This window comes from Kitasatospora sp. NPDC033851 (assembly GCF_055576085.1).
In genome coordinates this window covers 265649-279599 of sequence record NZ_JBVIRL010000011.1, presented here as the reverse complement: position 1 = coordinate 279599, position 13951 = coordinate 265649, and the positions used below count along the sequence as shown (strand labels likewise).

At 73.4% G+C, this 13951-nt stretch carries 11 protein-coding genes; 6 read left to right on the top strand and 5 right to left on the bottom strand.

Annotated elements, in window-relative coordinates:
* Positions 1–92 precede the first annotated feature (92 nt).
* From ACZ51D_RS22650 to ACZ51D_RS22630, 5 genes are all read left to right on the top strand, one after another.
* On the top strand, positions 93–473 hold the full coding sequence (locus tag ACZ51D_RS22650; protein WP_465663376.1) for a WXG100 family type VII secretion target: 381 nt from the start codon (positions 93–95) through the stop codon (positions 471–473).
* A 4-nt stretch (positions 474–477) separates the two neighbouring features.
* Entirely contained in the window at positions 478–2229 is a 1752-nt protein-coding gene (locus ACZ51D_RS22645; RefSeq protein WP_465663375.1) for an alpha/beta hydrolase, read from the top strand.
* Positions 2226–2789: a hypothetical protein gene (locus ACZ51D_RS22640; RefSeq protein ID WP_465621399.1), complete on the top strand. Its 564-nt coding sequence runs from the start codon at positions 2226–2228 to the stop codon at positions 2787–2789. Before ACZ51D_RS22645 ends, ACZ51D_RS22640 begins: the two co-directional genes overlap by 4 nt.
* Before the next feature lie 259 nt (positions 2790–3048).
* The gene (locus tag ACZ51D_RS22635; protein ID WP_465663383.1) at positions 3049–4230 is read left to right on the top strand and encodes a cytochrome P450 family protein; all 1182 of its coding nucleotides are present in this window, start codon (positions 3049–3051) and stop codon (positions 4228–4230) included.
* 314 nt (positions 4231–4544) lie between these two features.
* Positions 4545–6125 carry an MFS transporter gene (locus ACZ51D_RS22630; RefSeq protein ID WP_360499023.1) on the top strand — a complete coding sequence of 527 codons (1581 nt, stop codon included), beginning with the start codon at positions 4545–4547 and terminating at the stop codon, positions 6123–6125.
* 15 nt (positions 6126–6140) lie between these two features.
* Here ACZ51D_RS22630 and ACZ51D_RS22625 read toward each other — a convergent pair whose 3' ends face one another.
* The 3 genes from ACZ51D_RS22625 to ACZ51D_RS22615 all read right to left on the bottom strand — a co-directional run bounded on the left by ACZ51D_RS22625 (position 6141) and on the right by ACZ51D_RS22615 (position 9238).
* Positions 6141–7175, bottom strand: a complete 1035-nt coding sequence (locus ACZ51D_RS22625; protein WP_465663374.1) for a chitinase — start codon at positions 7173–7175, stop codon at positions 6141–6143.
* 276 nt (positions 7176–7451) lie between these two features.
* A complete protein-coding gene (locus ACZ51D_RS22620) occupies positions 7452–7979 on the bottom strand; it encodes a hypothetical protein (RefSeq protein WP_465621397.1) in 528 nt (175 codons plus the stop codon).
* A gap of 179 nt (positions 7980–8158) precedes the next feature.
* A complete protein-coding gene (locus ACZ51D_RS22615) occupies positions 8159–9238 on the bottom strand; it encodes a hypothetical protein (RefSeq protein ID WP_465621396.1) in 1080 nt (359 codons plus the stop codon).
* Positions 9239–9498: 260 nt separating this feature from the next.
* Between ACZ51D_RS22615 and ACZ51D_RS22610 the strand changes: the two genes are divergently transcribed.
* Entirely contained in the window at positions 9499–12666 is a 3168-nt protein-coding gene (locus ACZ51D_RS22610; RefSeq protein WP_465663373.1) for an AfsR/SARP family transcriptional regulator, read from the top strand.
* Between the two features lie 109 nt (positions 12667–12775).
* Here ACZ51D_RS22610 and ACZ51D_RS22605 read toward each other — a convergent pair whose 3' ends face one another.
* A complete protein-coding gene (locus ACZ51D_RS22605; RefSeq protein WP_360499013.1) occupies positions 12776–13015 on the bottom strand; it encodes a hypothetical protein in 240 nt (79 codons plus the stop codon).
* A 123-nt stretch (positions 13016–13138) separates the two neighbouring features.
* Entirely contained in the window at positions 13139–13951 is an 813-nt protein-coding gene (gene ddaH, locus ACZ51D_RS22600) for a dimethylargininase (protein WP_360499011.1), read from the bottom strand.

Genomic DNA, 13951 nt, shown 5'->3' with positions numbered 1-13951 from the left:
GTTAGCATGCGTCGTTGGTTTTCGAACACACGGGCTGGCCGGTCGTCGGTCCGCCCGCACGGGGGGCATGCATGGCAGACACTGACGCGGGCTTGCAATTCAAAGTCAATCCTGCCGAACTGGACGGCTGCGGACAGAGCGCGCAGCACATCGGGGGCCTGATACCGGGCGAGACGTCGAAGCTCGCGGAGCCGTGCAACCAGGCCGCCGGTGGTCTGAAGGGCTGGCAGACGGCCACCGCCATCCAGAACTGCGGGTCGAACTGGAAGACGCTGCTGGACAAGCTCGCCGGTGACATGGGCGACGTCGGCACCAAGCTCGCCACCACGGCCACCTACTACCGTCAGGCCGAGCAGAACGCCCACAACAGCATGCGCAACCCGGCCGCCCCGGTCCCGGACGAGCCGGACCCGTTCGGCACGACGGTCGTCCCGGGCCCCGTGAAGCCCTCCAGTGCGAAGGCAGCCGAGTAGCCCGATGGACATCAAGACGCTGTACGACGCCGACATCATCAACATCACCATCGCGAAGAACGCCTTCGACACGCTCTACTCGGCGTTCGGCCGGCACATCGAGTCCTGGCAGCACGAGGTCGCCGACCGGCTCACCAACTCGCACTGGACCGGCACCGCGTCCGACCACGCCCAGGCCCGGATCCGCTTCCTGGGCACCGAACTCCAGTCCGCGCACAGTGAGCTGGATCTCGTCGGCAAGGCCCTCGCCACGGCGGCCGAGCAGTTCGCGCTGGCCCAGGCCCACCTGGTCTACGCCCTCGACGACGCCAAGGCCGCCAAGCTCAACGTCACTCCCGAGGGCACCATCACCTGGGACAAGGAGCCCACGTCCGCGAACTACGCGGGCGCCGGCGCCGAGACGACGGCCATCGCGATCAGCAACCGCATCACCGCCGCGCTCAACGAGGCCGCCCACGCGGACCAGGAGATCAGCGCGCGGCTGAACCACTTCGCGACCAACGCCGGCAACGGCACCGGCCTGGACGCCGCCACCGTGGCCCAGGACCTGGCCGCCCAGAGCGGGAGGGAGCAGATACCGCCCGCAGGCACCGAGCCGGCCGGCGTCAAGAAGTGGTGGGACGGCCTCACCGACACCGAGCAGCAGAAGTTCCTCCACGAGCACCCCGACCAGATCGGCAACCTCGACGGCGTCCCCGCGGCCGTCCGCGACCAGGCCAACCGGGTCAACCTGAGGAACCTGATCAAGGACCGCGAGACCCAACTCGCCAACCTCGGCCCCGAGCCGACGAGGTACCTGAGCGTCGCCGACATGAACGGCGCGCCGGTGGAGAACCCCGACTACACGGTGTGGAAGCGCAAGCACGACGCCCTGCAGGAGAAGCTCACCGGCTTCCAGTCCATTCAGAAGCGGCTCGACGGCAAGTTCGAAGGTGGTGGCGGGCCGGGCTCCGAGCCGCCACTGCTGCTGCTGGGGATCGGCGATCAGGGGCAGGGCCGCGCGATCCTGTCCTGGGGCGACCCGGACAAGGCCCGGAACGTCTCCTCGATGGTGCCCGGGCTGAACAGCAACCTGGCCGGCGCCGGAAACGGCGACGCCATGACGGCGAAGCGCATCTACGAGTCCGCGGAGAGCAGCGCGCGGGCCAACAGCGAGACGCCGAGCATCGCGTCCGTGTTCTGGCTGGGGTACGACGCGCCGCAGTTGGACGGCCCCTCGGTGCTCATGCAGGACCGGGCGGAGGAGGGCGGGGCCGCGTACAACAAGTTCCTCACCGGACTCCGGGCCACCCACGAGGGCGCCCCGGCGCACATGACCGCGCAGGGGCACAGCTACGGCTCCCTGGTGGTCGGGAAAGCGACCCAGCACCCCGGCGGCCTGCCCGTCGACGACATCGTCCTGGTCGGCAGCCCGGGCGTCGGGGTGGACAAGGCAACGCAGCTCGGGATCGGTGCGGATCACGTGTACGTCGGCACGGCCAAGTACGACCCCGTCGCGGACGCGCCGTCCCCTGGGATGCTCATCCCCGGTTGGGCCGCGGTCGAGGCGTTCACGAATCCCGACGGATCGTGGCACGGCACGGACCCGGCCAGCGAGAGCTTCGGCGGGCAGCGCTTCTCGGTGGCGGACGGGACCGTGACCGACTCCCACGACAACTACTTCGGGAAGGACCACAAGGGCGGCGACTCGCTCCCCAACATCGGGAAGATCGTGAGCGGTCACGGGAACACGATCACCAGGGAGGACCCGAGGTGAAGGCCGCGGTACGACGCACGGCCGTGCCGGGGGTGCTGCTGGCGCTCCTGGTCGGCTGGTACGCCTGGCCGGAGCCGGAGAAACCCACCGTGCCGGTCGACCAGGCACAGCACCGGATCGAGGCCGAGCTCGCCGATATCGCCGGGGCCTTCCACCCGGGGCTCCAGTGGGCCGCGCCGAAGTACAGCAGCGATCCCGAACTGACCGGACTCTGCGGGACGTCCGGGTGCAAGAGGACGGGCCGGGCGGAGATGTCCGCCCGCCAGGCGGCCCGAGTCCGGATCACCCCTACGCGGAATCAGGAGCCGCTCGACGTCGTCCAGGCACTCTGGACCGGGAAGGGCTACTCGGTCGAGCGCAACAAGGGCTCAGTGGAGGTGAAGGGCTCAGGGTTCAGCCTCCGGTTCGTCGCGGGAGTGGAGGGCTGTGCCGAGGTGTGGGCTTCCGTGTTCGATGTCACCGACATCGGCGATCGCGAGTGGATCGACAGGTTCGGCCCGGGAGGGCAGGCCTACGCCGCCACCTGCGCGACGGTCGACGACCCCTACTGGTCGCACTGACGCTACTGGTCGCACTGACGCCGGGAGCCCGCCCGGCCCGGCCTCCTCGGGCCGGGCGGGCTGAGGCGGTAGGTGGTGCGCCCGTGCTGGGGCGGGACGATCCCGCCCCCAGGTTGTCGGAGCCTCGGCGCGCGAGGGAGACCTGCGTGCCGGGGCACTCTGGCTACGCTTGGTCTCCCAACCGTACGCGAGCAACGACTTCGTCCACCGCGCCTCCGAGACCCGGTTCCCGGCGCTCGAAGCGGCCCAGGAAGACAACATGGCCTCCCCCTTCTCCGACCCGACGTTCTACCGGGACCGCTACCCGACCTACGCCGCGCTGCGCGAGCGCTCCCCCGTCCTGCCCGTCCCCATGGACGGCAGCATGGGGACGGCGGTCGTCATCACCGGCTACGAACAGGCGCGAGAAGCCCTCACCGCAGGCCTGTCCAAGGACGCTTCGGCGTACTTCGCCGACCACCCGTCCGGACGCTCGCTCCACCCCGCGGTCGCCCGCACGATGCTTCACACCGATCCGCCCGCACACACCCGGCTGCGCCGTCTGGTCGTCCGGGCGTTCACGCCCGGGACCGTGGACGGCCTCCGGCCCTACATCCGAGCGCTCGCCGAGCAGTTGGTAGGACCGTGGGAGCCCGGCGCCGAGGTCGATCTGATCGCGGATCTCGCCGGCCCGCTCCCGGTCACCGTGATCTGCCAGCTCCTCGGGGTCCCGCCCGTCGACCGGGACCGGATCCGCAGCTGGTCCACCGACCTGTTCGCCACCGGTGACCACGCGAGGATCGACGAGGCCTCCCATGCCCTCGCCGACTACATGACCCGGCTGATCACCGCCAAGCGCGGCTCCCCGGACACCGCTCTCCTCTCCCAGCTGATCGCCGTGCGCGACGCCGACGGCGACCACCTCAGCGAGGAGGAGCTGGTCTCCCTGGGCCTCCTGCTCCTGGTCGCCGGCCACGAGACGACGACGGCTGCGATCGGCAACGCCGTCCTCGCTCTGCTCCGGCACCCGGACGACCTGGAACACCTCCGAGCCGGCCCGCACCGGATCCCCACCGCTGTGGACGAGTTGCTGCGCTACGACTCGCCCGTGAGCGTGGCCACGTGGCGCCACGCCCCCGACGCGGTACGACTGGGCGACACCGAAGTGGCGGCCGGCACTCCCGTGTTCGTGTGCCCCGGCGCCGCCAACCGCGATCCCCGCAGGTTCACCGACCCGGACCGGCTCGTCCTCCAACGCCCCGACGCCGCCCAGCACCTCGCCTTCGGCCACGGCATCCACCGCTGCCTCGGCGCACCGCTCGCCCACGCCGAGGTCGAGACCACGCTGCGGGTCCTGCTGGAGCGCTTCCCTGGCATGCGGCTGGCCGTACCCGCCGAGGAACTGCAGTGGCGCCACTCCCGCCTCGTCCGAGGGCTCGCGTCACTTCCCGCCGTGCTGTAGGCACATCCGCGCGACTCTCGGAGGCTGACCGGTGGCGGCCGCATCCGCCCGTCCGGCAGGCCACCCTGGTCCGGGAATCCGACGTGAGCGGCCGTCGACGGGCGCCGCCCCTCGGTAGCGGCCGTCGTGGGGCGCGATCGGCTGCGAGCCGATCGTCTGATCGCCTCCGTCAGGTGGTCGGCGGGGTTTGGTCGGCGGGCTGGACCGGACGGGGGCTCCGTGGGTGGGTCCGGCCGTGTCGGCCCGGGTTGGGGTGAGGGGGTTACGTACGGTCGGCGGACCGTGCGCAGTTCCCCCGAAGGAGGCCGACAGCGGTGCAACGCAAGTGGTGGACGCTGATCGCGGTCACGGTCGCGACGTTCATGTTGTTGCTCGACATCACCGTGGTCAACGTCGCTCTGCCGTCCATCCGCAAGGACCTGGGCGCGAGCTTCACCGACTTGCAGTGGGTGTTCGACGCCTACGCGCTCTCGCTGGCCGCTCTGGTGCTGACGGCCGGTTCGCTGGCTGACCGGCTCGGGCGGCGTCGGGCTTTCGCGGCGGGGCTGGTGGTCTTCTCCGGGGCCTCGCTGCTGTGCGCGCTGGCGCCGAATCCGGTCTTCCTCAATGTCTCGCGTGCGGTGCAGGGCGTCGGCGGCGCGGTGATGTTCGCGGTGTCGCTGGCCCTGGTCGCACAGGAGTTCCCGCCCGGGCGTGAGCGCGGCACGGCGATGGGCATCTACGGGGCCACCATCGGGATTGCCGTCGCGGTGGGGCCGCTGGTCGGCGGGGCGCTCACGGACTCGCTCGGCTGGGAGTCGATCTTCTACCTCAATGTGCCGATCGGGGCGGCCGCCCTGGTCGTCACCTACCTCAAGCTGGCCGAGAGCCGCGACCCGAATGCCACCCGGATCGACTGGCCCGGGGTCGCGGCGTTCAGCAGCGGGCTGTTCCTGCTCGTCCTGGCGCTGGTGCGGGGCAACGCCGAGGGGTGGGGCAGCGCGCTGATCGTGGCACTGTTCGTCGGCGCGGCCGTCCTGCTCGCCGTCTTCGTGTGGATCGAACGCCGTGTGCCCGAGCCGATGCTGCCGCTCGGGCTGTTCCGTCGGCACGCGTTCACCGGTGTGCAGTTGGCCGCGTTCGCCGTCTCCAGCTCGCTGTTCGCGCTGTTCCTCTATCTGACGCTGTACCTGCAGGACTATCTCGGGCTTTCGCCGTTCGCGGCGGGGGTTCGTTACCTGCCGATCACGGTGCTCAGTTTTCTCGTGGCACCGGTGGCCGGGGTCCTGCTCTCCCGGGTGCCGGCCCGGCTGATGCTCTGCGTCGGGCTCGTCGCGGTCGGTGCGGGCATGCTGCTGATGGGCGACATCCAGCCCGAAGACACCTGGACCGGGCTGCTGGCCGGCTTCCTGGTGGGCGGCGCGGGTGTCGGGCTGATCAACCCGGTGATCGCCGATGTCGCGGTGAGCGTGGTGCCCAAGGAGCGGAGCGGCATGGCGGCGGGCATCAACGACACCTTCCGGCAGGTCGGGATCGCGGTCGGCATCGCCGTCTGGGGGGCGATCTTCGTCGGCCGGGGCTCCCACAAGGTCCGCGAACTGGCGGCGGGCACGCCGATCGCGGAGGGGTCCCGTCCTCGCGAGCTGATCGAGGCCGCTTCTTCCGGCAGTCTGCCGCAGGTGCTCGCCGGGCTTCCCGAGCCGGCCCGGGCGGCCGCGTCGGCCGCCGCCCGGGCCGGTTTCCTGGACGGCCTGAACCTCGTGCTGCTGCTCGGCGGACTGGTCAGCCTGGCGGGCGCGGGCCTCGCGCTCTGGCTGGTCCGGGAGAGCGAGATCGACCGCCAGGAGACCGGTCTTCCGGAGACGGCCGACGGTCAGGGGACCAGCCCTCGGGGGACCGGCCGTCCGGAGGCGTAGGGCCGCCGGGGCGCCTCAGCCCTGGTACTGGACGACGATCTTGGTGAACTCGTACGGGGACTGGGTGACGCCGCTGCAGGCGTCGGCGTCCGTGCCGGAGCCGCAGGCCCGGTCCCGGTTGACGGCCCAGAAGGCGAAGCGGGCGAGGTGGTGCTGCTTCGCGTACCCGAGGATGGTGCGGAAGTCGCCGGTGGTGACGGTCTCCCCCGCTTCGTCGGTCCTGCCGTTCATCGAGGAGACGCCGATGTGCCGGTACGCGGCGTCGTCGCTGTAGCCGTACGCGCTCTTGACCGCGGCTTTCAGTCCGTCGAGCGCGCCGACCGTCGCCTGCCCCATGCTGCCGCTGTGGCCGCCGAAGTCGAAGGGCATCACCACCCAGCCGTCGTTCGCCAGGCCGGCGGCGGCGCCCCGCTTGATGAGGTCCTTGCCGTTGGCGTCCGGGCCGCTCGGGGTGGTGCCCATGGTGACGTAGGTGACGATGCCCGGGTTCTTGGTCTTGACGATCTTGAGCGCGTCGACCACGCGCTGACGGACCGTCGCGTTGCCGAACTCGGTGTTCTCGATGTCGATGTCGAGCGCCTTCAGCTGGTAGGCGTCGATCACCTTCTGGTAGGCACCGGCCAGCGCGCTCGCGCTGGTGCACTTCTCGCCGAGCTTGTTCCCGCTCCACCCGCCGACCGAGACCACGATGTCACCGCCGGCTGCCCGGATCGACTTGATGGCGGCCTCGTCGGAGCCCCCGGCGAGCGCCCGGCTGCCGTCCCACTTCGGGGTGCACCCGCCGTCGGAGAGGATGAACGCCAGGGTGAACCACTTGACCCCGGCCGCCTTCATCACGTCGGCCGGCTTCTGCGGGTTGCCCCAGCCGAGGTACTCGTACGGTGCGGCGGCCATCCCGGGCACGGCCGTCGCGGCGGGGGCCGCCGCCGCAGGGGATGCCGACGTGGGGGCCGCCGCCGCGGAGGTCGCGGGGGCCAGCAGGAGCGCGGCCGGGGCGAGGGCGGTGGCGAGCAGCGGGGCGGTGAGACGGACTCCGATGGTCTTGCGCATGCCAACTCACTTTCGTCGAGCCAGGAATACGGTGACGGTGGGTCAGGGAGGCGGGAGCGGTCCACCCGTGCGGACGGCGGCGGCGGTCCGCCGACGGGTGTCTCACAGGATCGGGGCACGAGGCCCCGGGGTCAATGGCTTTCGTTAGGAAAGTTTCCCAACGATTGCCGCCGGCCCGCCGCGCCCGATCCGGACCGCCGGGTACCCGCCCCGGAACCGCCGGGTGCCCGCGCCCGGACCGCCGTGCCCGATCCGGACCGCCGCGACCGACCCCGGTCAGCCGCTCCAGGAGGAGCCCGAGGTGGTCGTCCGTACGCTCGGGGCCGTGCTGCCGCCCGTGGTGCCGATCGCCGGGCCGCTCGCCGGGCCGGCGGAGGTGCGCGGCGCGGCCGGGCCCGTGGAGGCCGCCGGGGCGTGGTGCCCGGTGGTGGTGCGGCGCGCGGCGGGGGCGGTCACGGCGGCGGGCTCGTCACCACGCGGCGTGACCCGCTCGATCCGCAGCACCAGGTTGCGGTCCTGCCGGTCGCCGGTCCGGTCGCGGTTGCGGCTGTGCACGACCTGCGTTTCCACGCCCCGGATCTCCTGCCAACGGCCCTGGACGGCACGGATGTTGGGGCACCACTCGCCCTGGTCGCGGTGCTCCAGGTCGAGCTGCCAGCTCTTCGCCTCGACGGTGTGGACGGCGCCGACCTCGCCGGGGATCTCCACCGGTGCGGCGCCCCGGACGGTCACCACCGCCCGCTGCGGATACCGTCCCTCCACCGCCGTCACCGTGATCCGGCTCGCGCCCTGGTACCTGGCCATCGCTGTTCTCCCGTGTCCGTCCTCGTGCCGGCTGCCGACCGGCCTCAGCCGGTACCACGGACGGCGCATCGTCCGGGGTTCGATCGGCCCGGATCCGGCCTGAACCGCGCGGCGCACGGCATCCGTTCCACGGGGGCTCCCGACCTGCGCGGAGCGCCGCCACGCCCGCGGAGCGGAGCTCAGCGGTGGCGCGGCCGCGACAGGCCGCAGGGGGCCGTGCCGGGGGTGCCCGGGGTGCCGGGGGCCGTCGTGTCCCAGACGTGCAGGGCGGCGAGGGCGGCGGTGCGTTCGGGCACGGTCGGCCGGGTGCCCTCCGGGGTGAGCAGGTAGTCGGCGACCGGGGTGAGCAGCAGGGTGGCGGCGCCCGCCGGGAGGAGGACGGCCTCGTCCCACTGGTGCCGGGTGACGGTGCGGCGCAGCAGGGTGCCGTGGCGCGGTCGGAGCGGGCGGGTGGTGGTCCGGCGGCGCTGGAGTTCGGGGGCGACCTCGGCCTCCAGGACGGTGCGCACGCCCGCGAGGGAGCCCAGCGGCAGGTGTTCGGCGGCGAGGTCGAGCAGGGCGACGGTCTCCGGGGCGAGCCGGTAGGCGGCGACGACGGCGGCGGTCTCGACGGGTTCGAAGGGCTGCCCGGTCAGGTGTGCCACGTCGAGCACGTCGCCCGCGTGGAAGGTGCGGCCGAGGCCTTCCTCGGCGAGGGCGATCAGGCCCTCGACGTGGTCGTCGGCGGCCAGGTAGGGGCGGACCGGGACGGTCGCGAGGTCGCCGGCGAGGGCGGCGGTGGCGAGCCGTACCTGGTACCAGGGGTCGAGCAGCGGGTCCTCGGCCGGCCAGCGCACGGTGACGGCGGTGTGCCGGGGGCGCTCGCCGAGCAGGGTGACCTCCACGGACTCCACCGGGTGGTCGGTGACCAGCCGGTTGACGGCCTGCCAGAGGGCGGCCTCGGTGGGGCTGACGAGGGTGAGCTCGCCCAGCGGCCGGGGCAGGTCGGACGGGTAGTAGCCGGCCAGCGGGAGGTCCCGGATCGGGCGGACTCCGGTGGCGCCGGCGAGGTCGCGGGCGAGCCGGGCGTAGCAGTCGGAGCGGTCCCGGGCGCGCCGCAGTTCGGCCCGGGCGTGGTCGCCCATCCGGACGTCCTCCCGGGCGAGCGCGGCGAGCACCAGGTACGGGAGGTCGCGGACGGCGCGGGCGCGTTGGAGCAGTTCGACCGGTCCGACGTCCGGGTCGACGTCGAGCAGCCGGTAGAGCAGGTCGGTGTTCACGGGCGTCCGCCTCCGAGAGCTGGGGTGGTCGCCGGGCAGCGGTCCGGCGGCCGGGGGTGTGGCGGGCCCGGCGGGTCGTGCCGGGCCGACGGCAGGGGAGCCACACCACTGATTGTGGTGACGGTCGATCAACACGGGATCACCACCGGGTCGACGATCTCTCGACAGCCCCCGGGGTGCCGTGGGTTGATAGGGGCTCATCATCGGGGGGAAGCACGTGCGCGGGCGGGGGCGAGCACATGAGGCGGGCAGGTGCAGGAATGGGTGATTTCCGGTTCTCGGTGCTGGGACTGATGCGGGCCCAGCGTGGCACTACCGTACTGAAGGTCGGAAGTCCGCAGCAGCAGGCGATGTTGGCGGTGCTGCTGCTCCGGCCGGGACACGGCGCGAGTGCCACGGACCTGATCGACGCCCTGTGGGGTGAGGAGCCTCCGGGCACCGCGATGACGACGGTGCGGACGTACGCCTGGCGGTGGCGCAAGATCCTCCACGGCGAGGAGTCGGACGCGCCGAACGTGCTGACCTCGTTCGGGGACGGCTACCGGCTGGTGCTGCCCAAGCACGCCGTGGACGCGGCGCAGGCCGAGGAGCTGGCGGCACAGGCCGAGCGCACGGCGGCCGCCGGACAGCCGCAGCAGGCGCGCGACCTGCTGAACCAGGCGCTGGACCTGTGGCAGGGCGAGCCGCTGGCCGGCATCCCCGGGCCGTTCGCGCAGCGCCAGCGCCAGCGGCTGGAGGAGCTGCGGCTGACCCTGCTGGAGGAGCGGATCGCGCTGGACCTGACGCTGGGCCGGTACTCCCGGTGCATTCCGGAGCTGACCTCGCTGACCACCGAACACCCGTTGCACGAGCGGGCGTACGGGCTGCTGATGCGCGCGCTGTACCAGGCCGGGCGGCAGGCGGACGCCCTGGCGGTCTACCGGAGTGTGCGTCAGTTGTTCCTGGCCGAGCTGGGGGTGGAGCCCGGGGTCGAGCTGGACCTGCTGCACCGGCGGATCCTGGAGGGCGACCCGGCGCTCGCCGCCCCGAAGCCCGCCGCTCCGGCGGCCGCCGTGGCGCCCGCCGCGCCCCCGGCCGGCCCGGCGGAGCCGGCCGCTGCCGAGCCCGCCCCGCCGGAGCCGCCCGTCGATCCGGTGGCGGCACCGCCAAGACCGGCCCAACTGCCGCCCGATGCGGCAGACTTCACCGGCCGCACCGTCCTCGTCGAACGGCTGGGCGAGGCCCTCGGCACCCCGGGGCAGCAGGCGCTGGTGATCGCCACCGTGGTCGGCATGGGCGGAGTCGGCAAGACCGCGCTGGCCCTGCACGTCGCCCACCGCGTCCGCGAGACCTACCCCGACGGTCAGCTCTACGTCGACCTGCGGGGCGCCGACCCCACCCCGGCCGACCCGGAGGCGGTGCTCAGTGCCTTCCTGCTGGCCCTCGGAGTGTCGGCCGACGCGGTGCCGGAAGGACTGGACGCCCGCTCGGCGCTGTTCCGCTCCGCGGTGGACGGCCGACGGCTGCTGCTGGTGCTCGACAACGTCCACGACACCGTGCAGATCCGGCCCCTGCTGCCGGGCGCGGTCGGCTGCGCCGTACTCACCACCAGCCGCACCCGCCTCTCCGGCATACCCGCGACCGTCCAGACGGACCTCGACGTCTTCGAGCCCGAGGAGGCGCTCGAACTCCTGGGCCGCACCATCGGCGCCGAACGGCTGGCCGCCGAGCCGGAGGCCGCCCGGGACCTGCTGCACGTCTGCGGCCACCTGCCGCTCGCGGTGCGGATCGTGGCGGCCCGGCTGGCCGCCCGGCCGAGCTGGACGGTGCAGACGCTGGGCCGCAGGCTGGCGGTGGAACGGCGCCGGATCGACGAGCTGCGCATCGGCGACCTGGCGGTCGAGGCCGCCTTCGAACTGAGCTACCGCCAGTTGACGCCCGCCCAGGCCCGCGCCTTCCGGCTGGTCGCCTCGGTGGACGGCCCGGACATCGGCCTGGCCGCCGCGGCCGCCCTGCTGGACCTCGACGAGTACGACGCCGAGGACCTGCTGGAGGCCCTGGTGGACGTGGCGATGATGGAGTCGCCCTTCCCCGGCCGCTACCGCTACCACGACCTGCTGCGCGCCTTCGCCCGGCGCCGGCCCGACGCCCCGGGCGCGGCCGTCGAGGCCCGCGACCGGCTGCTGGACCACCTGCTGGCCACCGCGTGCGCGGCCTTCCAGCACGCCGTCCCCGGGGATCCGGCGGCCGGTGCGCTCGGGCCCGCCCGCAGTGCCGGGGTGGAGCTGGGCGGCCCGGACGGTGCCCGGGCCTGGGCCGAGGCGGAGGGCTCCGGGGCGATCGCGCTGGCCGCCCAGGTGGCCGCCTGGACGGTGGCCGAGGCCCCCTCCCCCGGCCCCGTCCCCGCTCCCGCCGACGCCGTCCCCTCCGACGCCGACTCCGGTCCCGGCGCCCGGGACGCCCTGCCGGACCCGCTGCGCGCCGCGATCGACCTGCTGATCGCGCTCACCCCCTTCGCCCTCGCCCCGCCCGGCCGCCAACTCGCCACCACCGCCGAGGCCCTCGCCGACGCCGCCACCCACCGCGCCGACCACCGGGCAGCCGGTCGCGCGCACTTCCTGCGCGGCAACGTCGCGCTGGCCGCCACCCGGCTGGAGGAGGCCGAGGCGGCCGCCCGCCTGGCCGTGGCCGCCTCCCGCTCGGCCGGCGACACAGTGATCCTGCGCCAGGCGCTGAACGACCTCGGCCTGGTCTGCCAGTTCCTCAGCCGCTACGACGAGGCCGTCGAGCACTACGACGAGGCCCTGCTGCTGGCCCGCGAACTCGGCCACCGCTCCGGGGAGCTGGTGACGACGGTCAACGCCGCGCTGGCCCGGGTGCGCAGCGGTCGGGCCGCCGAGGCGGTGGCGATCTGCCACGAGGCACTGGCCGAACTGCGCACCCGCAACGACGATCCCGGGCGGGCGTACACGCTGTACGTGCTGGGGCTGGCGCTGCACGGGCTGGAGCGGCACGAGGAGGCGGTCACCTGGTTCGGCGAGTGCCTGGCGGTGGCCTCGGCGGCCGGTCTGCAGGCCCGGGCCGCGCACGCCCGCTACCGGTTGGCGGACAGTCTGCGGTCGCTGGGCCGGACGGAGGAGGCACTGGAGCACGCCGGGCAGGCGCTGGCGCTGTGCGAGGAGCTGGGGGCCGAGCGGGACCACGCGCAGGCGCTGGTGGTGCTGGGCCGGACGCTGGCGGACCTGGGACGCGGGGCCGAGGCGCGGGGGCGGTGGCGGGAGGCGCACGCGATCTTCGTCCGCCTGGGGCTGCCGGACGCCCACGAGGTGGCGGGGCTGCTCGCTCCGGGCGGGGACGGCGTCCCGTCGGCTCGGGACGGGCGGCGGGAGGACGGGCAGCGGGAGGACGAGCGGGAGGCGGCGACCGTCCCGCTGACCGGTCGCTGCTGAGTCAGTGCTGTTGCCCTGCCGATTCACGGCTGGCCCAGGGCTGGCCCAGGGCTGATTCACGGCTGATTGGCTGAGAAGAATCGATCCTGCAATGGGACCGGCGGCTCGCTCAGGAGCCGGTGCTGTTCCAGTCGGGGGTGCTGCCGTGCCCGGTGGTGGCGGTCGGGCTGGGGGTGGCGGGGGTGGGCGTCGGCGTCGCGTCGCCGACCACCACCGTCGCCGTCCCGGTGCCGGCCGTCTCCGCCACCGCGGCCGTGCCGGCCAGGCCGGCCCCCAGGGCGACGACCACCCCCAGGCCGACGGTGAACAGCCGGAGGCGGGCGGGGGCGGTGGCCGGACGCTGCGTCATCTCTGGTGCTCCTTTGGTGTCTTCCCCGGTCGGGAAGGTCTCCGTCGTGGTGTGGCACCAGTCTTGCGAGGGCCGGTCAACGGTCGATCTACGGCGGAGCACCGTTGGTCACCGGGGCCCGGTTCAGGCCGCCTCGCGGATCTCCAGGGTGCAGCACTTCACGCTGCCCCCGCCCTTGAGCAGCTCGCTCAGGTCCATCCCGATCGGCCGGAACCCGCGCTCGCGCAGCCGCGCCGCCAGACCCACCGCCGCCTCGGGCAGCACCACGTGCAGGCCGTCGCTCACCGCGTTGAGCCCGAACACCTCGGCGTCCGTCTCGCTCACCAGCAGGGCGTCCGGGAAGAGCCGGCGCAGCACGGTCCGGCTGCCGGGCGAGAACGCCTCCGGGTAGTACATGATCTCGTCGCCGTCGAGCACCGAGAGCGCGGTGTCCAGGTGGTAGAAGCGCGGGTCGACCAGCTCCAGGCCGACCACCGGCCGGCCGAAGAACTCCTGCGCCTCCGCGTGCCCCTCCGCCACGCTGCGGAAGCCCCGCCCGGCCAGCACGAAGCTCGCGGTCAGCAGGAGGTCGCCCTCGCCTTCGTTGACGTGCTCCGGGTCGTGCGTCGCGAAGCCCCGGTCGCGGAACCACTCCAGGTAGGCGGGGCCCTCGGCGGCCCGCTCGGCGTTGCGGAAGCGCGCCCCGAGCACCCGGCCGTCCACCACGGTGGCGCCGTTGGCCGCGTAGACCATGTCGGGCAGGCCGGGCAGCGGGTCGATCAGGTCGACGTGGTGGCCGAGCTCGGCGTACAGGGCGTACAGCCGCTCCCACTGGGCGACGGCGAGGTCGGTGTCCACCGGCTTGGCCGGGTCCATCCAGGGGTTGATCGCATAGGTGACGTCGAAGTGCTCTGGACGGCACATCAGGTAGCGGCGCGGACGGGCGGTGCGGGTCAT